Origin of the sequence: Alistipes sp. Marseille-P2263, assembly GCF_018101075.1 — a bacterium.
GTDB classification, from domain to species: domain Bacteria; phylum Bacteroidota; class Bacteroidia; order Bacteroidales; family Rikenellaceae; genus Alistipes; species Alistipes dispar.
Map to the genome: position 1 here is coordinate 1 of NZ_JAGQEJ010000014.1, position 23,241 is coordinate 23,241.

General features: G+C 50.1%; 16 protein-coding genes and 3 pseudogenes. All 19 read left to right on the top strand.

The genetic code is table 11. The annotated features are described in order from the left end of the window. A pseudogene (locus KB554_RS12865) lies at nt 1-290 on the top strand (sugar transporter); the annotation flags it as partial. 122 nt (nt 291-412) lie between these two features. Further along, nucleotides 413-1,963, top strand: coding sequence for an MATE family efflux transporter (locus tag KB554_RS12870; protein WP_211036436.1), 1,551 nt, complete (start codon nt 413-415; stop codon nt 1,961-1,963). Then, nucleotides 1,915-2,562 (top strand): hypothetical protein, encoded by a 648-nt coding sequence (locus tag KB554_RS12875; RefSeq protein ID WP_211036437.1) that lies wholly within the window; start codon nt 1,915-1,917, stop codon nt 2,560-2,562. Before KB554_RS12870 ends, KB554_RS12875 begins: the two co-directional genes overlap by 49 nt. Beyond that, nucleotides 2,559-3,698, top strand: coding sequence for a hypothetical protein (locus KB554_RS12880; RefSeq protein WP_211036439.1), 1,140 nt, complete (start codon nt 2,559-2,561; stop codon nt 3,696-3,698). The genes KB554_RS12875 and KB554_RS12880 overlap by 4 nt, the downstream gene beginning before the upstream one ends. Nucleotides 3,699-3,707: 9 nt before the next feature. Beyond that, the gene (locus tag KB554_RS13330; protein ID WP_242116367.1) at nt 3,708-4,580 is read left to right on the top strand and encodes a hypothetical protein; all 873 of its coding nucleotides are present in this window, start codon (nt 3,708-3,710) and stop codon (nt 4,578-4,580) included. A gap of 7 nt (nt 4,581-4,587) precedes the next feature. Then, the gene (locus KB554_RS12890) at nt 4,588-5,751 is read left to right on the top strand and encodes an EpsG family protein (RefSeq protein ID WP_211036443.1); all 1,164 of its coding nucleotides are present in this window, start codon (nt 4,588-4,590) and stop codon (nt 5,749-5,751) included. A 17-nt stretch (nt 5,752-5,768) separates the two neighbouring features. After that, a pseudogene (locus KB554_RS13335) lies at nt 5,769-6,218 on the top strand (glycosyltransferase); the annotation flags it as partial. Between the two features lie 18 nt (nt 6,219-6,236). Continuing rightward, complete coding sequence (locus KB554_RS13340; RefSeq protein ID WP_242116371.1) at nt 6,237-6,815, top strand: glycosyltransferase; 579 nt, start codon at nt 6,237-6,239, stop codon at nt 6,813-6,815. Between the two features lies 1 nt (nt 6,816). Then, nucleotides 6,817-7,890 (top strand): polysaccharide biosynthesis protein, encoded by a 1,074-nt coding sequence (locus tag KB554_RS12900; protein WP_211036447.1) that lies wholly within the window; start codon nt 6,817-6,819, stop codon nt 7,888-7,890. Between the two features lie 16 nt (nt 7,891-7,906). After that, nucleotides 7,907-9,037: a UDP-N-acetylglucosamine 2-epimerase (non-hydrolyzing) gene (gene wecB, locus KB554_RS12905; RefSeq protein WP_211036448.1), complete on the top strand. Its 1,131-nt coding sequence runs from the start codon at nt 7,907-7,909 to the stop codon at nt 9,035-9,037. Nucleotides 9,038-9,053: 16 nt separating this feature from the next. Beyond that, nucleotides 9,054-9,923: an SDR family oxidoreductase gene (locus KB554_RS12910; protein WP_211036449.1), complete on the top strand. Its 870-nt coding sequence runs from the start codon at nt 9,054-9,056 to the stop codon at nt 9,921-9,923. Beyond that, nucleotides 9,916-11,115: a glycosyltransferase family 4 protein gene (locus KB554_RS12915; RefSeq protein WP_211036450.1), complete on the top strand. Its 1,200-nt coding sequence runs from the start codon at nt 9,916-9,918 to the stop codon at nt 11,113-11,115. The genes KB554_RS12910 and KB554_RS12915 overlap by 8 nt, the downstream gene beginning before the upstream one ends. A 2-nt stretch (nt 11,116-11,117) precedes the next feature. Beyond that, on the top strand, nt 11,118-11,543 hold the full coding sequence (locus KB554_RS12920) for a WxcM-like domain-containing protein (RefSeq protein ID WP_211036451.1): 426 nt from the start codon (nt 11,118-11,120) through the stop codon (nt 11,541-11,543). Between the two features lie 156 nt (nt 11,544-11,699). Continuing rightward, nucleotides 11,700-12,323, top strand: a pseudogene (locus tag KB554_RS12925) (GDP-L-fucose synthase); the annotation flags it as partial. A gap of 1,093 nt (nt 12,324-13,416) precedes the next feature. Then, nucleotides 13,417-15,414: a glycoside hydrolase family 97 protein gene (locus tag KB554_RS12930; protein ID WP_211036452.1), complete on the top strand. Its 1,998-nt coding sequence runs from the start codon at nt 13,417-13,419 to the stop codon at nt 15,412-15,414. A gap of 134 nt (nt 15,415-15,548) precedes the next feature. Further along, nucleotides 15,549-16,811: a FecR family protein gene (locus KB554_RS12935; RefSeq protein WP_211036453.1), complete on the top strand. Its 1,263-nt coding sequence runs from the start codon at nt 15,549-15,551 to the stop codon at nt 16,809-16,811. Between the two features lie 169 nt (nt 16,812-16,980). Continuing rightward, nucleotides 16,981-20,247, top strand: coding sequence for a TonB-dependent receptor (locus KB554_RS12940; RefSeq protein ID WP_211036454.1), 3,267 nt, complete (start codon nt 16,981-16,983; stop codon nt 20,245-20,247). A 16-nt stretch (nt 20,248-20,263) separates the two neighbouring features. Next, nucleotides 20,264-22,075, top strand: coding sequence for a RagB/SusD family nutrient uptake outer membrane protein (locus tag KB554_RS12945; RefSeq protein ID WP_141428513.1), 1,812 nt, complete (start codon nt 20,264-20,266; stop codon nt 22,073-22,075). A gap of 21 nt (nt 22,076-22,096) precedes the next feature. After that, nucleotides 22,097-23,089, top strand: coding sequence for a DUF1735 domain-containing protein (locus tag KB554_RS12950; protein ID WP_141428514.1), 993 nt, complete (start codon nt 22,097-22,099; stop codon nt 23,087-23,089). Nucleotides 23,090-23,241 lie beyond the last annotated feature (152 nt).

Sequence of the window (23,241 nt, forward strand, 5' to 3'; positions counted from 1 at the left end):
TGTACCGCCGCATCGCCTGGGTGGTGATAGCCGGCGCTGCGGTGCTTATGTGCTTCTTCCCGTGGATTTTCGAGAAGATGCCGCTGCCGTTGTGGTACGCCTATGCCTCGTTCGGCGCGCTGCTCGTGAGCGGCCTGCTGAGCTATTTCGTCAATTACAAACAAATCCTGCTCTCGGCCGACCAAAAAGAATACAAGATACAGTATAGTTACAGGGCGTCTATGCTGGTGAAAACGCTGTGCCAGATCGTAGCGATCAAATACTTCGACGATGGGTATGTCTGGTGGCTAAAGAATAGAGATTGGCCTAATACCAGAAAATCTGTCTTTATATGATGCGAATGGCTTCCATCTATTTGGATTCTATGTGTAAAGAACTCACTCTTCTTAATTATTCAATTTGACGGAATGCCATGACACAAAACCTCTCTGAGAATAGCAAGCGTATTGCCCAAAATTCCATATTCCTTTCTATAAGGATGCTGCTTATTATGGGTATATCCCTATATACATCAAGGGTGATATTAGCAGCATTAGGAGTAGAAGACTATGGTATATACAATGTTGTAGGAGGGATCGTCAGCCTTTTCGCTTTCATAAATGGGGCTATGTCGTTGACTGCACAGCGTTACATTGCATATGAATTAGGCCAGGGAAATGGAAATCAGGTCCGGCAAGTGTTTAGCACATGCGTAATAATTCACGGGTTAATTGCAGCCTTGATTTTTATATTAGCCGAAAGCATCGGATTATATTTATTAGAAGTACATCTCACTATTCCTCCGGAGAGAATGCATGCAGCTCGCTGGGTCTACCAATTTTCCATCCTGAACTGCATTGTAATGACGTTGTGCACTCCGTACAATGGCGCAATCGTTGCATATGAAAAAATGCAGGCATTCGCCTATATCTCCCTGTTGGAAGCGGTATTGCGCCTCGTAGTTGCATTCATCATCACATACCGGTTTTCTGACAAACTTATTGTTTATGCCTTTTTGTTATCTCTCACGCAACTATTTGTACGGATGTGCTATACGTTGTATTGCAGGTTGCATATCCCGACCATCCGGTTTAGTTGGGACTTCAATCGATCGAAATTCAAACAGATATTAGGTTTCAGCGGATGGACCTTGTTCAACAATGCCAGTATCATAGCTTGTGGGCAGGGTATCAATATCTTATTGAATATATTCTTTAATCCGGCAGTCAATGCTGCCAGAGGAATAGCTGTACAGGTTGAGATGGCAGTATCTTCATTTTCAAAAAACTTTCAGATGGCTATAAATCCTCAGATAACCAAGAATTATGCGCTGAATGATAAGGTACAGTTTCATTCACTCGTGATGGCAAGTTCTAAATATGCCTATTTCCTGATGTTATTGTTATCCCTTCCCATTCTTCTCGAGACGAATTATGTGTTAGGATTGTGGCTTACGAGTGTTCCTGCATATTCTGTTGAATTTATACGGATTATTCTTCTTATTTCATTGGTAAATACGCTATCCGAAGCTTTGAATGCAGGAGTTTCCGCCACCGGAAAAATTAAATATTTTCAGATAGCTTCAGGCTTGTTATTCATAGGAGTCTTGCCAATTTCGTTTTATCTGTTCAAAATCTGGCCACACCCTTTGTTGGTCTTTGGTGTCTATCTCACAGTTTCTATCGTAGTGTACTTATACAAACTATTTTATTCCGTAAGAAATATCGAGTTGCCATTTCTAACATATTTAAAAAAAGTCTTGGTAAGAATTACTGCGGTTACTTTGGTTATTTCTCTAATAGCAACATGTTTGAAACCCTTGTTATCGGTACATTCTTTTGCGGATTTTGCCGGGTCAGTGATCGTATACGCATCTCTTACACTTATGATCGTCTTTTCATTGGGATTAACCAAACAAGAAAAACATAAAGTCATATGTCAATTAAAGAAAATCATCTACTGGGTAAATTCCGGGAAAGGTTGATCTTGTATGGTTGGTGTGTTACGTTGCTCATCCTAATAAAAACTGTTTTGCGAAAGTTGTTCGGTTTCTCGTGGGAGAAGTATTATCTAATGGCGCGGGATCTGAATAACCTTCCTGAATTGCCCGAAGAAAAATTTACCGTAAAAGAACTGTCTATTCACGATTACGAGAACAGACTTTGGGAGCCATCTTTCTTAGATGCAAACAAGAAACAATTGTACCTCGAACGGTTTGCCAATCCGAAAGCTAAAGCGTATGGCGTATTCGTAAATGGAGAACTGGCCTTTTCTTCTTGGGTTCAATACGAGGAAATAATCATCCAAAGCCGATTTCGATTTCCTAAAAAGCGATCTGCCTTGCTGCTCGACAGTTATTGTCATCCGAGATTTAGAAGACTGGGATTGCATAACTATATGGTAATTTGGAGATTATATGAAATGAAGAAACATGGTATTGAAAAGTGTTATGTCGCAATATGGGCTTACAACCGTCCGTCCATCAGAGCACAAATTAAATGCGGTCTGCAAACGATAGGGAAATTCCACATTATCAATTTCGGAAATAAAAAGTGGTGTACGCTGAAAAATATTCCGCAATGAACAGGTTGATCGTTTTCGGAAACTCCAACTACAATACACTGGGCGTGGTGCGGTGCATGTTCGACAAACAGGTAGCGTACTTCCTATTATTAGTGTCGGAATCCCGCTTCGACACTGTGCTACTGTCCAAAGGGGTGAAAGAGTATAAACGGGTAGATAGTGAAGCACAAGGCGTCTCTTTTCTTATAAGCCGAAAGGAGGCATGGCGGAATGCAGTCATACTGCCGACCTCAGATAAAGCAGAAAACGCATTGGACGCGCATTTCAACAAACTGGCAGGATATTACCGATTTCCGAACGCCGGAAAACAAGGTGCCGTAGGTTCACTGATGGGAAAACAACTGCAAGTAAAATTAGCCGAGGAATCAGGATTGCATGTACCTATGACGGTCCGTTACAAGAAAGGCCAAAGACTACCGGAGGGAATTATATATCCTTGTATTGTCAAACCCCAGAATAGTATCACAGGAAAAAAAGAAATTCTGCATAAGTGTCAAACTAAAGACGAGGTCCTGCAAGCAGTGACGGCATCACGGCACGCCGAGGATTTTCTGATACAGCAATATATCGACAAGGAATACGAGGTATTGCTGATAGGCTGTCGCTTGCCTGACGGCAGAACCTGGCTACCGGGCGCATTTCAAAAAAAGCGCTGGTATCTGAAAGGAGGCGATGCTTCCTATGGAATCATCACCACGCAAACAGGAAAACTCTTTCCTCATTTATCCGAAGTGTATGCTTTTCTGAAACGGTTAGATTACTACGGACCGTTCAGTTTGGAATTTGGTATGATGGATGGTGTCCCTTACTTCTATGAAATCAATCTCCGGAACGATGGGACTTCCCATTATTTCCACAAAGCCGGAATTTTCGTACCATATATCTATTACCGGGCAAACACAAATACGCTTAAGATAGATGACCTTACTATACCTGAAACCAGTTATACATTCATTGACGAGTTTGGTGACTTGGTAAATATGAAAGCAATAGGACTATCATTCAGAAGATGGTTCCATGATTTGCGGCATGCTTCAGCGTACAAATACTTTTGTCGGGGAGATATAAAACCTTTCTTAGCATTGGCTCCCCACAGGTTAGCAGCTGCATTATTCCATATGTTTAAATCTAATTAAAATCCGAATATGCTCCCAATATTCAGGAAATTCAGCTTGTGGCATTATAACATAGGTTTTTTCAACTTTGACGAACAGGTAATGTCCGGTAATGTGGCAATCCACTGGATGGCACATTCTTATAAGGATCGGTTTTTTGCCGACCCATTTATATTAACTGTGTCAGGAAATGAGATCAAAGTCTTAGTAGAAGAGTATTTATACAAAGACCGGCGCGGACGTATCACATTGTTGACAATTAAACGGGATACCTATCAGTTGATACGACGGAAAGTACTGTTAGACTTACCTACGCATCTGAGTTTCCCTTTCATTTACCGTACAGAGACCGACATCTATGTAATTCCCGAAAACTCAGAAAGCGGAAAGTTACATGCCTATCGTTACGATGCTACTGAAGGAACGTTATATTGGGTAAGTACTCTCGTGGAGCAACCTGTAATAGATCCAGTAATTATCCGTAATAACAGTAAGTACTTGCTATTCGGCTCGTTACCAGGTATAAAAGAGCATTCTGACCTTTTCGTCTGGCAATCAGATAGACTGTTAGAAGGATATAAATCAGTAAGTTCCCAACCCGTAATTAATAGCAGGCCGGATTGTGCACGGAGGGGTGGTGATTTTTTCACCGTTGACGGTACGGTCTATTCTGCCGTGCAAAGTTGTGTACATAGCTACGGAGAGGCCTTGCGCCTATGTCGGGTGAATAAGCTTTCTTCTTCATCCATAGAAGAAAAGGCCATTACCGTCTTGGAACCTGATAAGCAGTATCCTGACGGACTACACACATTTAATCGTTATAAAGATGTCTGCGTGGTAGATGGACTGACATTCTTATTCCGTCCTGATCTGAAATTGCTGGATATACTCAAACGTTTCTGAACATCCCATGATTTCCAACATCATTCCATTTCTTCTCTTCGTACTGTGTTTTTGGATGTTGGCCCAGGTAGATGCACTTCCTCTCAAAATCTCGCCACCGCATAAACGTGTGCTCCTCCTTTTTGCTCTGTGCATACTTATGGTTTTTGCCGGAGGACGATGGAGCCATTACGAAGTGGGTTATGATCTTCCTGTCTTTGATTATGGCACTTACAAGAATATTTATCTTTCCCCATTGTATATTCCTGATTTTTTTCAAGAATACGCGTCCGCTGGTTATGAGATCAAATCGATGGAACCGGGTTACCTCCTTTACTCCTCCCTCTGTACCCTATTGTTCGGAAGCCATTATAACCTATACCTGCTGTTTACCAATTGTATATTAATTATTCTATTATACAAAAGCCTGAGAAACAATAACATTAAATATGCCTATTTCTTTTTGCTATTCTTTTTTGCCTCTCGTTTATATTTACAGTACAATTTTATTCTGTTAAGGCAGGCAATCGCTTTGTCTATCGTTTGGGCTTGGGGATTCCCTTATCTGGTGAAAGGCAATCGGGGCAAATTTTTCTTGGTTGTTTTCTCTGCTTCCTTATTTCATTTCACTGCCCTGCTAAGTCTGTTGGCACTCTTTTTCAACAGAAATTTCAATGTCGGGTATTTCATTGTAGGATTTGCTATTTTAATGGTATTAAGTATTACAGGAGTAATGGACAGTTTATTCCTGTCATTAATGCAACACGGTTTGTCGGTAGTAGGCATATCCGACGGATTGGGAGAGAAATTAGGAAAATATGTGGCGGATGATGATTTCCGGAAATTAAATGTATTGACTTTCATCGAGGCAATCCCATTCGGATATATCGCAATAAGGTATAGAAAAGAGCTATGCAGTACGCATTGGGGAAGATTCTACCATAATATGTTTTATGTATTCATGCTCCTATTGGCCCTGACAATGAATTTCGGTTTTTTAACGAGGGCATGTCAATATTTTATATTTTCTTATTTCTTTTTACTGGCTTTCTATTTCCAAACGGCTAAGCCGACAACCGAAAAACGATATTTCTTGATTCTATTGTCCTGCTACTTTTTGATTTACTCTGTGCGTTACATCTTTATTTGGTTTTATGAAGACAAATATTCATTCTTTTTGTTGGAAAATTAAATTTTTAATAGAGTTCCATGAGGATAGCTTATATTCTTCCATCCTTGCGTAATCAAGGCCCTATAGTAGTCGTAAAGAATATAACGGATTATTTGGTAAAATGGGGGCATGAGCCTGAGATCTTTTATTTGGATGAAACATCATCCAAGATGACGTTTAAATGCCCAACACGGCATATTCGGATGAGAACTCCCATTGATTTTGATCGATATGATGTAATTCACAGTCATTGTCTGCGCCCCGATATATACGTATTTCGCTGGCGAAAATACATTCACCGGGCAAAAATAGTCTCAACTCTCCACCAGGATACCTACTATCTTTTGCGCGATCAGTACAATCCGATAGTGGCTCGCCTATTTACTGCTTGTTGGTGCTATATACAGTCAAAATTCAACGGGGTAATAAGTATATCGAATCTGCTGAAGGCTTCCTACCAAAAACGCATCAAAACCCGGATAACTACCATTCATAATGGTTGTGTGATGAAAATAGACGGAAAGACGGATGGAAGAATCGCGGAAATCTTGACAAAGGTCAAATCCACAAACAAATTGTTAGGAACCTATGCTTTCGTAGTTCATTGTAAGGGATTGGCTCAGGTCATCCAGGTCCTTCCACTCTTGCAAGATTATGCCTTTGCCGTCATAGGAGAGGGGCCGGAGATCAACATGCTGAAAGAACAAGCTCAGACACTTGGAGTTGCGGACAGAGTGTATTTTTTCCCTTATCAGGAATTCCCCTGCAATTATTTGCATTATTTCGATATATATATGATGCCGTCTTATTCCGAAGGATTCGGAATGGCCATGGTGGAAGCAGCCTTGGGTGGAAAGGCCATCGTTTGTTCCGATATTCCAGTGTTCCATGAAATATTCAATGAGAATGAAGTTCGTTTCTTCACCCTTGACAATACCGATTCTCTGCAACAAGCCATTGAATCGGCCTATAGCAGGAAAGAGCAGTTAGGCGAAGCCGCCCGTGTTAAAGCAAACAAGGAATTCACCTCGCAACGGATGACCGAAAATCACTTGAAGTATTATCATAATATAATAACAAGATAACATGTCCATATTTAAAAACAAAGTTTTATTGATTACTGGAGGAACAGGTTCTTTCGGTAATGCGGTATTACGCCGTTTTCTCAGCAGTGACATCAGGGAGATACGCATTTTTTCGAGAGATGAGAAAAAACAAGATGACATGCGCCATGCGCTACAAAATCCCAAGGTGAAATTCTACATAGGCGACGTGCGCGACAAATCATCGGTGGACGTTGCCATGAAAGGAGTGGACTATGTGTTCAGCGCAGCTGCCTTGAAGCAAGTGCCCAGTTGTGAGTTCTTCCCGGTGGAAGCTGTGCGTACGAATATCATGGGCACAGAAAACGTGCTGAATTCAGCTATAGAACACAGTGTGCAAAGCGTAGTTGTATTGTCTACCGACAAGGCGGCTTACCCCATCAATGCCATGGGAATGAGCAAGGCATTGATGGAAAAGGTGGCGGTGGCAAAAGGTCGTGAACTAGGAGAAGGGGCTAAGACTACTATTTGTTGCACGCGCTACGGTAATGTGATGGCGAGTCGCGGATCGGTGATTCCTCTGTGGGTGGAGCAGATGACAGATGGCAAGTCTATCACCATCACCGATCCGAACATGACGCGGTTCATGATGACACTGGATGACGCGGTGGATTTGGTGGTATATGCCTTTACTCATGCTCATAACGGAGACTTGTTCGTACAGAAAGCTCCGGCAGCCACACTAAATATATTGGCTCAGGCACTGAAAGAGATATACGGAAAGATTACTCCAAAATATCTGGATACGGAAGTGAAGATCATCGGTACTCGACATGGCGAGAAATTGTATGAGACACTGGTGACCCGAGAGGAGATGGCTAGGGCGATCGACATGGGTGACTATTTCCGGATTCCCTGTGACACCCGCGACTTGAATTATGACAAGTATTTTACGAAAGGAAATGAAGTGGTTTCAAAGGTGGAGGACTATCATAGCCACAATACGCGCCGTCTTGATGTGGAGGGTATGAAAGAATTGTTGATGAAACTACGCTTTATCCGTGAAGATTTAGGATTGGAAATAAAAGCCAAAGCGCGTGAGATAAGGAGTGAGTAATCAATAAGCCAATATTATGTTGAAAATAATGACCATTGTCGGCACTCGCCCGGAGATAATCAAGTTGAGTCGGGTGATGGCCGAACTCGACAAATATACGGAACACATCATAGTACATACCGGACAGAACTATGATTATGAATTGAATGAAATATTCTTCCAAGAACTGCACATCCGCAGGCCGGACTATTTTCTGAATGCGGCAGGAAAGAATGCAACGGAAACTATTGCCAACGTAATCCAAAAATCAGACGAACTGATGGACCGGATGAAGCCCGACGCCCTTTTGCTGTATGGCGACACGAACAGTTGTATTTCCGCCATTTCTGCCAAACGTCAGAAAATCCCCATTTTTCATATGGAAGCAGGTAACCGATGCTTCGATCAGCGTGTGCCTGAAGAGATTAACCGCAAGATTGTGGACCACCTAAGCGACATTAATATGCCGCTTTCAGAACATGCCCGCAGGTATTTGATTGCGGAAGGATTGCGTCCAGAGACCGTTATAAAGACAGGCTCTCCGATGACGGAGGTGTTATTGTATTATAAAGAAGAGATAGATCGGAATAATGTATTGGAGAAAGAGCATTTGGAGAAAAATGAGTATTTCATTGTGAGTACGCACAGAGAGGAGAATGTGGATTCGGAGAGAAATTTTGCTGATTTGCTTGATTCCTTGAATGCCATCACAGAAAAGTATCATAAAAAGGTAATCGTTTCTACTCATCCGCGCACTCGCAAGAAGCTGGAGTCAATCGGTTTTGTGAATGCCAATCCGCTGATTGAATTTATGAAACCTTTCGGCTTTATGGAATATGTGAAGCTACAACAGAATGCTTTCTGCGTAATTTCGGACAGTGGTACAATTACGGAAGAATCTTCCATTCTGCATTTTCCCGCTATCACTATACGTCAGGCACACGAACGTCCCGAAGGTATGGATGAAGGAACATTGGTTATGACTGGGTTGAACGCGGAACGGATACTGGAGTCGATAGATGTAGTTACTTCTCAATATGGAAATGGGAAAGAGGTTATTCATTCCATTCCTGACTACTCAGCAGACAATGTGTCGAAAAAAGTAGTCCGCATTATTCTCTCTTATACCGATTATATAAATAGGACAGTATGGCATAAAACAATCTGATAATAAGTTTTTTAAGATGAAAAAGATTTTGTTGTTCGGTGCCACGGGCATGGCCGGACACATTGTCTATTACTATCTCCAAAGCACAGGCAAGTATGAGATTGTCAATGCCGTGTTCCGCACTCCGCTGACTAAAAGCAGTATCATAGTGGATGTGTCTGACAGGGAAATGGTAAAAGATGTGGTTCACCGTGTACGACCGGAAATTATATTGAATTGTGTAGGAGTATTGGTTAAAGGCTCAAAAGAGCATCCGGATAACGCCATCCTGATAAATGCGTATTTCCCGCATTTGTTGAAAAAGTTGGCTGACGAAATAGATGCAAAACTTATTCATATCAGTACGGACTGCGTATTTTCCGGCAAGCGTGGGAATTATACGGAAGAAGATTTTCGGGATGCCGATGATGTGTATGGACGGAGCAAGGCTTTGGGAGAAATCATTAATGACAAAGACCTGACCATACGCACCTCTATTATCGGACCGGAATTGAAAAAGAACGGCGAAGGGTTGTTCCATTGGTTTATGAATCAGCATGGCTCTGTCAATGGATTTAGGACTGCTATCTGGAGCGGTGTCACTACATTGGAATTGGCGAAAGCAATAGACTATGCAATCACGCGGAATCAAACCGGATTGGTTCAATTAAGTAATGGGACAGGCATTAGTAAATACGACCTGTTGAGACTGTTTAAAAGGATTTGGAATCGCAAAGATATTGAGATTCTTCCTTTCGACGGGAATGGAATAGATAAGTCCATCGCAAAATCTGAAAAATTTGATTATAAAGTTCCTGATTATGAGTCTATGTTATTGGAGCAATACGAATGGATGTTGATTCATAAAGATTTGTATGGCACAATATATATGATAGCTGATGAGTAGCAAGAGAAAAGCATTAGTAATAGGAGAAGTTTTTTATCCGGAGGATTTTTTAATTAATGATTTAGCCGAGGAGTGGGAAAAAGAACATTATGATTTTGAAGTCTTGACCCGTGCTCCCTCTTATCCATTTGGCAAAGTCTATAAAGGATATAAGAACAAAATATATCAGACGACTTATTTTAATACAGTTAAAGTGCATCGTTTTCCGGTATGGCAAGGGTATGAGAAAAGTACATTGATAAAGATTCTCAATTATTTCTCTTTTGTATTCTGGAGTTTTTGGATAATATTGTTTATCGGTCGCCGCTTCGACAGGGTATTTATTTACCAAACAGGCCCACTCACTTTGGCTACGGCAGGTATCCTGATGAAAAAATTCTTTGGTGCAAAAGTGACAATTTGGACGCAGGATTTGTGGCCTGAAACCGTGTATGACTATGGCTTTAAGAGAACTCGCTGGCTAGGCTTTTGCTTGGATCGTTTTGTCGGATGGACATATCGGAACTGCGATCATATATTAGTATCATGCAAAGGATTTATTGAGCGCATTCATCGTTATGTGCCAAACAAAGAGGTCGTATTCGTTCCCAATTGGTCGCTAATGGAATATGCCCCCAAGAAGACGCGGTCATTGCCAGGGAGGTTCAATTTCACTTTTGCCGGAAACATCGGAAAAGTACAGAATTTGGAGAATATTGTGCAGGGTTTTTCCAAATGTTCGGAGAAGCATTCGGACGTTTTTCTGAACATAATAGGTGATGGCTCCTATTTGGCAGAACTGAAGGATATAGTTACTAAAGAGGGAATTTGTAATGTGAATTTTATGGGGAGGAAGCCGCTTTCGGAAATGTCCGATTATTATGAAGCCAGTGATGTGTTAATAATATCACTGAAAGATACGCCACTCTATGAGATAATGATCCCTTCCAAATTTCAAGCTTACCTGACTACCCATAAACCCATATTTGCCATATTCAAAGGGGAGGTGAAAAGGTTAGTGGAAGAATACCAATTGGGTATATCGGCACATCCTTCGGACATTAAAGACATTGCAAGGGGATTTGAGGCATTTTTGGACTTCCCGAAGGATCGAATGGAAAGATTTTTTGATAATTCCTCCCAATTGCTGAATACTGTTTTTAGCAGGAATAAAATCATTAACGATATTAATACTTTATTTTGGGGAAGTTGATTATGAATAGGATCAGGATAATAGAAGGTGGAATATCTGTTGATTACAGAGGCCAGATTTCCCATGTAAATAGTTGGGATATGGGAGAAGTGGAACGCTTTTATATCATCCACCAGAAAGACACATCAATTATCAGAGCTTGGCATGCACACCAGTACGAAAAGAAATGGTTTTATGCAGTGAAAGGTTCGTTCACAACGGCTTTCGTGAAGATTGACAATTGGGAGCATCCGTCATTGGACTTGCAGCCGGAAGTCTTTCACTTGTCGGCTGACGAGAGCAAGATATTGTATATTCCTGAAGGATATGCCAATGGGATAAGAGCAGAGGAGACGGACTCCATTTTGATGGTATTTTCCAACAAAGTCTTGTCGGAGGCGTTGAATGACAGTTGGCGATATGACAGTAAACTGTGGATGGATTGGTAAATGTCCGTGGTAGATGAGTTCGTCATAAAAGTTGGCTGAGAATTTTTCGTAGAACATATTTAAATCTCCGGTCTAAAATTGGAATCTTTTTAGCAAAAGGATTTACGGAGATTTTTTTACATGCGTGAATGTTTAAAAGCTAAGAGAGGCAATTGGGGATCATCATGCATCTACCCGCGTCTGGCACCGCAGCCGATACCGGAGAGTTGTCTGCTAACTTCGGCACTGGAGCTAACGAACGAGGCTTATGCGCTTGCGAAAATTTCGGGACTGAAGTACTGCGAATACCTGAATCGTCAGTATGGTACGGATTATATCTCGGTGATGCCGACAAATCTCTACGGACCAAACGACAACTATCACCCGACACACAGTCATGTACTGCCGGCCCTGATTCGCCGCTTTCATGAGGCAAAGAAGTCTGGTGCAAGAAGCGTTACCTGTTGGGGCGACGGAACTCCGTTGCGCGAATTTCTCTATGTGGACGATCTTGCGAATCTGTGCGTCTTTCTGATGAACAGTTATTCAGGGAACGAAACGGTGAACGCCGGAACGGGCAAGGAGGTTACCATCAAAGAATTGACCGAACTTGTGGCGAATGTCGTAGGCTATGAGGGAACGATCGAGTGGGATACGACGAAACCTAACGGTACGCCGCGCAAACTGCTCGATATTTCGAAAGCCACAGCATTAGGCTGGACCTATAAAACGGAGTTGGAAGAGGGCATCCGGTTGTCGTATGAGGATTTCCGGAACAATCCCATGCGTGTCGAGCGCTGACTGACGACGTTATGGACAAAAACTGGATGATTGGCTAAACACAACTTCCCTTGATTGTTATGCTATTTTAGAGAAATGAACAGTATGATTATAGAGCAGGATGCTGCGGGGAAACGTTGTCATAAAAATGACAGTTTGTCAGATTTGATATCATGAAATAAATTTCATATTTTTATGTTGTCGAATAAAAAGCATTGAAATATAGAGCAATTACTGCGAAATAGTGGCCTATGAAAAGAAAAACAACTGAAATATATTGATACATAACGCGGATAAAGAATAGGTCCAGGTTATGTTTTTATCATTTGTAAGTGTTTGACAGTTAATGAATTGTTGTTTGCTCTTCTTTCTGCCATGTATCGCGGATGCCTGTTGCGTAGCAAGAAATGCCCTGAAATCGCCGTTTGTGATACATAAAACCGTGCAACATACCTCTTCTCCCCGGTGTCATTGACTCCGGGGAGTTTTCTTTGTCGACATTCTTTAAATATATAATCTACCGTAAAAATCGTGATCTCATATGTTTCGTTGACAATCCGTGATTTGTGTGTCCTTCCTCGTGTCGGTATTGGTTGGTTGCGACATGGATCAATCTCTTCAGCATCATCTTCCGGATCGAATATTCCTGACAAGCAATATCCGGTTGCTGTTCCGTTGGCGATGCGTGACGGTTTCGGGTTAAAGCATGACACCCTGCCGAAAATGAAGGGGCCCGGTGTCGGCCCCTGAAGTAGGTCTTAGGAAACCCGAACACGGATGCAGTCCTGCGCCTTTGTCGCCCTGCTCGCATAATGCAAGCGGAACATAGCAGGGACTGAAACCGTTATGCCGATTGTATTGTTGTGCCGTCGGACATGCCGGGCCATTCATAAGCAGCATGGTCTCTCTTGTAACGAATAGAAATGAAAATTCGGAAACGCAGGGCCTTCCGCCCGGCGTTTTTTCGGAAATGTCCGGTTTCCGGACCGAAAATCGACGCCACGACGTAGGGTATGGCGTCGGTTGTCCGTGTAATAGAATGGACAGCAGCCTGAAAAGGCCGCGACCGATGGGAATATCGTATTTTGCTTAATTTTGTTTGACGAAACCGACTATGAACCTCAAACCGCTTCTGCTGATGCTCGGCCTGGCCTGCATCCCCGCGACCCTCGCGGCACAGAAAATCTATTCGCTGTCCTCGCCGGACGGCAACCTCCGCACGACGGTGACCGTCGGGGAGGAGATCCGCGTGGCTCTCGATGCCGGCGACACGCCGCTGCTCGCTCCGTCACCCGTCTCCATGACCCTCGAAGACGGCGAGGTGCTCGGGCGGAACGCCCGTGTCGTCCGGGAGGAAAAGAGCTCCGTCGATCGGACGATCGCCTCGCCCTTCTACAAGAAAAGCCGGGTCGGGGAGCGTTACAACCAACTGACGCTCTCGTTCCGCGGCGACTTCGGCCTTGTCTTCCGTCTCTACGACGACGGATTGGCCTACCGCTTCACCACCGACCGGGAGGGCACGCTCCGCATCGGGGACGAATGCGTTGCCTTCTCCTTCCCCGCGGATTGCCGGGCCGTCGTCCCCTATGTCGCACGCGGCAGGGATTTCGATTTCGAGAGCCAGTTCTTCAACTCGTTCGAGAACACCTACACCACGGCCCGGATCACGGAGCTCAACCCCGGAAGGCTGATCTTCCTCCCGGCGCTCGTCGAGCTCGACGGAGGCTACAAACTGGTCATAACGGAGGCCGATCTCGAAGGCTATCCGGGGCTCTACCTGCGCGGCAACGGCGAAACGCCCGAACTGCGCGGCGTTTTCGCCCCCTATCCCAAGCGCGAGGAGCAGGGAGGGCACAACCGGTTGCAGATGCTCGTGCGCGAGCGTGAGGGGTACATCGCCTCGACCGTCGGCAAGCGGGCGTTTCCGTGGCGCACAGTCGTCGTCGCCAGGGAGGACCGCGAGCTGCTCGACAACGACATGATCTACCGTCTGGCGCCCGAATCCAGGATCGAAGACACATCGTGGATCAGGCCCGGAAAGGTGGCGTGGGACTGGTGGAACGACTGGAATCTCTACGGCGTGGACTTCGAGGCCGGCATCAACAACGAGACCTACAAGTACTATATCGACTTCGCTTCGCGGAACGGCGTCGAATACGTGATCCTCGACGAAGGGTGGGCCGTGAACGAGAAGGCCGACCTGATGCAGGTGGTGCCCGAAATCGACCTCCGCGGGTTGGTGGCATACGCCCGTGAACGGAACGTCGGAATCATCCTTTGGGCCGGTTATCATGCTTTCGAACGCGACATGGAACAGGTCGTGAGCCACTTCGCCCGAATGGGCGTCAAGGGCTTCAAGGTCGATTTCATGGACCGCGACGACCAGAAGATCGTCGATTTTCTCCACCGCGCCGCACGCGTCTGCGCCGAGCACCGCATGCTGCTCGACTTCCACGGCATCTTCAAGCCGACGGGTCTGAGCCGTACGTGGCCCAATGTGGTCAATTACGAGGGTGTCTTCGGTCTCGAACAGATGAAGTGGTCGCCCGAGACGGTCGATCAGGTGACCTACGATGTCACCATGCCCTTCATCCGTATGGTCGCCGGAGCGATGGACTACACGCAGGGCGCCATGCGCAATGCTGCGCGGCGGAACTACCGCCCGGTCAATACGGAGCCGATGAGCCAGGGCACCCGCTGCCGCCAACTGGCCGAATACATCGTCTTCGAATCGCCGCTCAACATGCTCTGCGACTCGCCGTCGAACTACCTCGAGGAGCCCGAATGCTTCGGCTTCATCGCCGCCGTACCGACCGTCTGGGACCGCACGGTCGCACTCGACGGCAAGCTCGGCGAACGGATCGCCGTCGCCCGGCAGTCGGGCGACATGTGGTACGTCGGGGCGCTGACGAACTGGGACGCCCGTGAAGTGGTGCTCGACCTCTCGTTCCTCGAGGGCGACGGCTGGAAGGTCGAGAGTTTCAGCGACGGCAGGAACGCCCACCGCGCCGCCTGCGACTACGTGATGCGGACGGAGCCTCTGCCCGCGGACAAGAAACTGACGGTGCGGATGGCCCCCGGAGGCGGATTCGCCGCCCGGATCTATCGGTAACGGGGTCCGTCCGGAACGGATACGGCGGGGAGCTGCGGCAAAGGCTGCGGCTCCCCGTTCCGTTTCGGACGGAGTGCAATCTTTTTTCGGCCGGAAAGGTAGGGATTCGGCCCCCTGATCCGTGAATAGGGTAGATGGACGCGCAAAACCGACATATCGACCGACTGATCGCCCGCCACCTCGACGGCGGGAGCCTTTCCGATGCCGAGCAGGCCGAACTCCTCGACTGGCTCCGCTCTTCGGAGGAGCACCGCCACAGCTACCTCGAGGCCTACGACGCATGGGGAGGGAGACACCTGTCCGACACCCGCTTCGATGCAGAAGCGGCCTACCGCCGCCTCACGGAACGGATCGCAGGACCGGAGGGGCGTCCCGCTGCGCCGGCCGTCCGGCGCCGCCGCGCGGTCCGGCGGCGTCTCGTCGGAACCGCCTGCGCGGCCGTCTGCACCGCGCTGCTGGTCACCGGATTCTTCCTCCGCGGCAAGGCGGAGCGGCAAATCCCTGACATCCGGGAGTTCGTCCAAACGGCGGAGGCTCCCGTCTATACCGGAAAGGAGGCGCGGCTCGTCCTCTCGGAGCGGAAGACGGTGCGGATCGAGGAGAAGAGATCTTCGATCCGTTACGATGCCGCCGAGATTCATATCAACGAAGACGCCCGGGAGCCGATCGAGAAAAAGGAGGTGGCCGCATTCAACCAACTGCTCGTCCCCTACGGCAAGCAGACGACTCTGACGCTGGCCGACGGCACCCGCGTGTGGGTGAATGCCGGATCGTGGCTGATCTACCCCTCGGCATTCGGCGACGACAGCCGCGAGATCTACGCCGAAGGCGAAATCTATATCGAGGTGGCCCACGATGCCGCACGTCCCTTCACCGTGCACACCGGGAAAATGGACGTCCGCGTGCTGGGAACCCGGTTCTACCTCTCCTCCTACGGGCGCGACCGGACTCAGGAGGTGGTGCTCCGCTCGGGATCGGTGAGCGTTGCGCCGGCCGGCGCCCCCGAGCGCGGCATCCGGATCGTGCCCGACCAGCGCGCTTCGCTCGACACGGCCGGCACGTTCCGCATCCGCGAGGTGCGTGCCGAAGATTACATCAGTTGGATCCACGGATACTACCGCTTCGACAACACGCCGCTCTCCGACGTGCTCGCACGGCTCGCGCGGTATTACAACCGGGCGTTCGACTGTTCCCCCGAAGTCGGTGTCATGACCATTTCGGGAAAACTCGAACTCAACGACGATCCCGGCGAGGTGCTGCGTATCCTCTCGCTCACGGCCCCGATCCGTTTCCGGGTCTCCGAGAATGGATTCCGGCTCTCCTCGGTACAAACCTTCCGAAAAGAACACGACGACAACCCAAACCGAATGCCTATGGAAAACCGCAACCCAAACTGAAAAAAGCCGGGCAGTGTCCCCCAACGCTGTCCGGCACGAAATGAAATCTAAAAGTTACCTTGTTCTAAACTTCAATTCATTGCAAATGTACAACAAAAATGGCAATATCGGGGACCCTGTGCCCGATAATAAGCGATTATCCCGTCTGCTACGGATAAAAGTCCTGTTTTTGCTGGCCGCAATCGGGGCGTTCGGCTCTCTCGTCGCACAGACGTCCGCCCCGGATGCCCGCATCTCGCTCGATCTGCAGAATGTCCCCCTCAAGGAGGTATTCGCCCGCATCGAAGACCAAAGCGACTGTATTTTCGTCTATTACGACAATGTTCTCGACGCCTCTCGCCGGGTGTCGATCAGCGTCTCGGACCAAACCGTCGAAGATGTGCTCGAGGTGCTCTTCGCAGGAACGGAAAACACTTGGAAACTCTCCGGACGGCAGATCGTCATCGGCAGGGCCGCAGCGGCGGACAAAGCCGAAAAGCGGGCTTCGCTGCGCGTCATGGGGTCGGTCAGGGACCGCAACGGCGATCCTCTGATCGGCGTGACGGTCTTCGTGAAGGAGCGGCCCAATATCGGTACGGCCACCGACATCAACGGAAACTACCTGATCGACGTGTCGCCCGACGACGTGCTGGAGTTCAGCTACGTGGGTTACAAGACACAGGATGTGGCCGTTGCCGGACGCGGCCAGCTCGACGTCGTGCTTGAGCAGAACGACGCCATACTCGATGCCGTGGAGGTGGTCGGATACGGCGTGCAGAAGAAGATCAGCGTCATCGGCTCGCAACAGAGCATAGAGGTCGAGGAGCTCAAGGTGCCCGTGGCGAATCTTTCGCAGGGGCTCGCCGGCCGTGTCGCCGGTCTGGTCTCCGTGCAGCGGACCAGCGAGCCGGGCTTCGACGATGCGGACATCTACATCCGCGGCATCTCGACCCTGACGGCCAGCATGAGCGCACCGCTGACGCTCGTGGACGGCGTGCCCCGCTCGTTCTCCAACGTCGATCCGGAGGATATCGAGAGCTTCTCGATCCTCAAGGATGCCTCGGCGACGGCCGTATACGGCGTGCGCGGTGCGAACGGCGTCATCATCATCAACACCAAGAGCGGATCGAAAGGACGGCCGAAGTTCACCGTGCGCTACACCGAGGGTATCACGACGCCGACGAAAATCACCGATTTCGTCGATGGCGCCACCTACATGGAGATGTCGAACGAGGCTTCGATGACCCGCGGCGGCGGGGCGCTGTACAGCCGCGAGGTGATCGAGAAGACCCGCACGCATGCCGATCCCTACCTTTACCCCAACGTGGACTGGATGGACGAGATTCTGCGCGACTACAGCCACAACCGCTCGGCGAACGTCAATGTGTCGGGCGGATCGGACAAGGCCGTATACTACATCGGACTGGCCTATTACGACGAGGACGGCATGTACAAGGACACGAAACTCGCCGATTACAATTCGAACACCTACTACCGGCGTTACAACGTCACGGCCAATCTGACGCTCAATCCGTTTCGCACCACCGAGATCAAACTCGGCATCCAGGGCTACCTGGCCAACGCCAACTATCCCGCCTCGGCGCAGGCCACGATCTTCGAATCGGCCTACTTCACCCAGCCTACCTACATCGCCCCGCTCTATCCCGACGGCAAGCTCGGAGCCTTCTCGGGCGGAGAGCTCAACCCCGTGGCCGAGCTCGGTGCTACGGGCTACGCCAACCAGTGGCGCAGCCAGGTATATTCGAACCTCCGCGTCACGCAGCAACTCTGCAAGGGGCTGTCGGTCACCGGTATGTTCTCGTTCGACACCTACAACTACACCTCCAACCGATTCACCAAGTCGCCCAACACCTACCACGCCACGGGGCGCGATGCCAACGGTAACCTGATCTACGAACAGACCCGGCAGGGCACCGAGAACCTCGCCTACAGTCTCAGTGCCAAGGGCGACCGCACGATCTACCTCGAGGCGGCGCTCAATTACAGGAACTCTTTCGGGCGGCACGACGTGTCGGGCATGCTGCTCTTCAACCAGAGCGACGAGATCAACACGAAGGCGACCAACGTCGAGGAGGCCTTGCCCTACCGCTTCCGCGGCCTGGCCGGACGCTTCACCTACGGATTCGACGACCGTTATTTCGCCGAATTCAACTTCGGATACAACGGCTCGGAGAACTTCGCTCCCAGGAACCGCTACGGTTTCTTCCCCTCGGTGGGACTGGGCTGGGTGATCTCCAACGAGGCATTCTTCGAGCCGCTCACGAACGTCATCCAGTACCTGAAGGTACGCGGCACATGGGGGCAGGTCGGCAACAGCCAGATCAGCGGCCGCCGGTTCGCTTACCTGGCCACCGTAACCGACAGCGGCTCGACGAGCTACACCTTCGGCAAGAACATGGACCAGAACTACGGAACGACGGCCATCGACGAATATGCCGTGGACGTGACGTGGGAGGTGGCCGACAAGACCGACATCGGCGTGGACATGCGCCTGCTGAACAACAAGCTCAACCTTCAGTTCGACTACTTCAAGGAGTCCCGCAAGGGCATCTACCTCCGCCGTTCGAGCATTCCTTCCTATGTCGGAATGATCAACAATCCCTACGGCAACATCGGAAAGGTCGAGAACAAGGGTTTCGAGTTCTCGGTAAACTACGCCAATTCGTGGGGCGACTGGTCGCTGAGTCTGATGGGTAACTACTCGTTCAACCGCAACAAGGTGCTCGAGGACGACAGCACGGTCGCCTACCCGTGGCAGAATACCATCGGCAACAAGGTCGGGCAACGCTTCGGTCTGGTGGCTCTCGGGCTGTTCGACAGCTACGAAGAGATCGCGGCGTCGCCCGTGCAGACCGGCGACACCCGTCCCGGCGACATCAAGTACAAGGACGTAAACGGCGACGGCAAGATCGACGAGTATGACAAAGTGCCTATCGGCTGGGGCAGCGTGCCCGAGATCATGTACGGTTTCGGCTTTTCGGTGGGCTGGAAGAACCTCTCGCTCACGGCCATGTTCCAGGGCGCCGCGCACGTGGACGCCATGCTCAGCGGCGAAGGCGTGCTGCCTTTCTCGCAGGGGTCGAGCCGCGGCAACCTGCTGAGCAACGTCACCGACCGCTGGACCGAGGAGAACCCCCGCCAGGACGTCTTCTATCCCCGTCTCTCGATCGGAAACATCAACATGAACTACGAAGAAAGCACCTGGTGGCTCAAGGATACCGACTACCTGCGTCTGAAAAACATCGAACTCTCCTACCGGCTGCCCGACCGCTGGATGAAACGAATCCATCTGAGCAATGCCCGCATCTTCATCCAGGGCGTGAATCTGCTCACGTTCAGCTCGTTCAAGATCTGGGACGTAGAACTCGGCGACGGACGCGGCGCGAAATACCCCAATATCGCATCGGTCAGCCTGGGCATAAACTTCAACTTCTAATAATCCCGTCATGTATATGAAACTCCAAATAACCTTGCTTTCGCTGGCAGCCTGCGGCATCGGACTGACCGCCTGCAACGACGACTTCTTCGATCAGGTGCCCGACGACCGCATCACCATCGAACAGGTCTTCCAGCGCACTTCCTATTCGGAGAAATACCTCGCCACCGTTTACAGCTACATTCTGAACGAAGCCCATCGCACGAGCCCTATTCCGTGGGATCCCTGCTCGGACGATCTGGACGTCACCTACGACCGCGAGGACTACAATTCCTATCAGATAAATCTCGGCAACTGGAGCGCCTCGTCGGACTACTACGAGTTCTGGACCCACTTCTACCGGGGCATCCGTTCGGCGACCTACTTCATCCAGCACATCGGCGACAACCAGGAGATGCTGGACGATCCCACGCGCGGCCCCCTCGTCGTGGAGCAGTACAAGAACGAGGCCCGCTTCCTGCGCGCCTGGTTCTACTACAACCTGCTGCGGCAGTACGGGCCCTGCGTGCTGCTGGGCGACGAGGTGCTTCCGGGCGATCTCGACCGCGACGACGTGCGGATGAACCTGCCCCGCAGCTCCTACGACGAGTGCGTGGACTACATCGTCGGCGAGCTGGACGACATCATCGACAACAAGCGGCTGCCGCTGCACTTCACCTCGCAGGCCGACAAGGATTACGGGAGGGCCACGCTGGCCATGTGCATGGGACTGAAGAGCCGCGTGCTGCTGCTGGCGGCCAGCCCGCAGTTCAACGGCAACCCCGCTTACGCCGGCGTCGTGAACAAGGACGGCAAACACCTCTTCGCGACTGCGAAGGACCCCGAAAAATGGAAACGGGCGGCGGATGCGGCCAAGGCGATCATCGACCTGGGCATCTTCGACCTCTATAAGGAGTATCATTCCGACGGGACGCTCGACCCTTACATGTCGTGCCGCAACGTCTTTCTGGAGAACTGGAACAGCGAGGTGATGATGGTCCGCATCAACAACAACCTGTCGAGCTGGGAGCGTTCGGCGTCGCCCCGCCAGTTCAGCGGCTACGAGAGCATGGGTGCGACGCAGCAGCTCGTCGATGCGTTCCGCATGAACGACGGTACGGCCGTCACCGCCGAACAGGAAAAGGGATTCTCGACCCAGGAATATAAGGACGCCAAATCGGGCTGGGTCTTCGCTCCGGCCGGCACGCGCAACATGTTCGTCAACCGCGAACCGCGATTCTACGTGAACATCTGCTTCAACGGCGCCTACTGGATCGGCGATCAGAAGACCCGCATCCAGCTCTACTATACGGGCGGTTCGGGCAAAAAGGGCACGTGGGACTACCCCCGCTCGGGATACATCGCCATCAAGAACGTATCCCCTTCGAGCAATCCGCTGAACAGCAACTATATCAAACGGCCGTTCCTGATGATGCGCTATGCCGAGATGCTGCTCAATTACGTCGAGGCGCTCAACGAGTACGATCCGGGGAATCCGGACATCGAAAAGTACCTTAACCTGATTCGCGAACGCGGCGGCCTCGGTCCCGTGCAGTCGGGCCTCTCTCAGGAACTCATGCGCGAGCAGATCCGGCTGGAGCGTCGCATCGAGCTCTGCTTCGAGCAGCTCCGCTACTTCGACACGCGCCGCTGGCTGATCGCCGAACAGACCGACGCCGGGCCGTTCTACGGCATGAACGTCGATGCCGGCAACAGCTTCACCGACGAGGCGTTCTACGAGAAGACCGTGTTCGAGACCCGTGTCTTCCGGCCCGAATTCTATCTCTTTCCTATCCCGCAGTCCGAAATCAACCGCGACCCGCAGATCGTGCAGAACCCCGGCTGGTAAATCCTCAAAAAACATCCGAACATGAACCACACGAAATATCTGGCGCTCCTGGCAGGCTGTTGGCTCGTCACCGCCTGCGAAAATCCGGTCGATGGCGACCTGAACGTCGATGACCCCGATGCCTATACGCTCATCTACACGGTCAATGCCGTGGAGGACGACTCGAAAAGCACGCTGACCTTCCCGCTCGAACGCGACACCGTGTTCGCCGTTTACGCCAACCTGAGTTGCATCCGCGATCCGGAAAGCGATGTCACGGTCGAATTCCGCACGGCCGCCGAACTGGTCGATGCCTATAACGAGGAGAAGCAGACCTCTTATGCGGCCATGCCCGAAGCCTGCTACACGATCGACGATACCCGGGCGGTGATCCCTGCGGGGAAATACGTCTCTTCGCCCGTGATGATCCGGCTCAACAGCGCCGCATTCGACGGCGTGGGTACGTTCCTGCTGCCGATGACGATCGAGCGCGTGACGCCCGGCCTGCCGGTCAGTCCGACGCTCGGCACGGCCTACCTGCGCATCAACGGCACCTACACGACCAATCCGTTCCGCCCCATCGACCGGAGCGGATGGAGCGTGGAGGGCTTCTCGACCGAGGAGCCCGAGGCGCAGACCGGATACGACGACAACGGCAAAGCCTCCTCGGCGATCGACGACATCCCCTGCACCTATTGGGGAACGCAGTGGCGCGACGCGAAACCGGGTCCGCCCCACTGGATCACGATCGACATGGGCAAAAGCGAGGAGCTGCACGGATTCACGATCCGCGGCCGTGCGGATCCGTTCACGTCCGACACGCCCAAGGCCAGCGGCAATCCGCGCATTTTCAACGTGGACGTGAGCGACGACAACGCCTCCTGGACCCGCATCGGCACCTTCACCGTCGAAAACCGGATCGAGAACGAGGTTTACCTCGACCACAAGGCGACGGGGCGTTATTTCCGCGTAACGGTCACCGCCACGCAGGGCGACATGTACCAGACCTGCATCGCCGACATCGAAGCGTTCTGACCCGCACCACGAACCGTTAAAACGAAATAATCCCTATGTTTACAATCAGGGTAAGCCGCGATGATAGCGGATAAATGAAAAAGCTATCGAGATTTTGGTTAGATTAAAGCTGCAAAACCTTTACTAACTAAAACGACGATAGCCATGAGAGA

Coding starts and splice junctions, on each gene's coding strand:
- KB554_RS12935 (WP_211036453.1), top strand. CDS start 15,549: ATGGACGCGCAAAACCGACATATCGACCGACTGATCGCCCGCCACCTC.
- KB554_RS12880 (WP_211036439.1), top strand. CDS start 2,559: ATGAACAGGTTGATCGTTTTCGGAAACTCCAACTACAATACACTGGGC.
- KB554_RS12875 (WP_211036437.1), top strand. CDS start 1,915: ATGTCAATTAAAGAAAATCATCTACTGGGTAAATTCCGGGAAAGGTTG.
- KB554_RS12890 (WP_211036443.1), top strand. CDS start 4,588: ATGATTTCCAACATCATTCCATTTCTTCTCTTCGTACTGTGTTTTTGG.
- KB554_RS12915 (WP_211036450.1), top strand. CDS start 9,916: ATGAGTAGCAAGAGAAAAGCATTAGTAATAGGAGAAGTTTTTTATCCG.
- KB554_RS12950 (WP_141428514.1), top strand. CDS start 22,097: ATGAACCACACGAAATATCTGGCGCTCCTGGCAGGCTGTTGGCTCGTC.
- KB554_RS12945 (WP_141428513.1), top strand. CDS start 20,264: ATGAAACTCCAAATAACCTTGCTTTCGCTGGCAGCCTGCGGCATCGGA.
- KB554_RS13340 (WP_242116371.1), top strand. CDS start 6,237: ATGAAAATAGACGGAAAGACGGATGGAAGAATCGCGGAAATCTTGACA.
- KB554_RS12910 (WP_211036449.1), top strand. CDS start 9,054: ATGAAAAAGATTTTGTTGTTCGGTGCCACGGGCATGGCCGGACACATT.
- KB554_RS12870 (WP_211036436.1), top strand. CDS start 413: ATGACACAAAACCTCTCTGAGAATAGCAAGCGTATTGCCCAAAATTCC.
- KB554_RS12900 (WP_211036447.1), top strand. CDS start 6,817: ATGTCCATATTTAAAAACAAAGTTTTATTGATTACTGGAGGAACAGGT.
- KB554_RS12930 (WP_211036452.1), top strand. CDS start 13,417: ATGAACCTCAAACCGCTTCTGCTGATGCTCGGCCTGGCCTGCATCCCC.
- wecB (WP_211036448.1), top strand. CDS start 7,907: ATGTTGAAAATAATGACCATTGTCGGCACTCGCCCGGAGATAATCAAG.
- KB554_RS13330 (WP_242116367.1), top strand. CDS start 3,708: ATGCTCCCAATATTCAGGAAATTCAGCTTGTGGCATTATAACATAGGT.
- KB554_RS12920 (WP_211036451.1), top strand. CDS start 11,118: ATGAATAGGATCAGGATAATAGAAGGTGGAATATCTGTTGATTACAGA.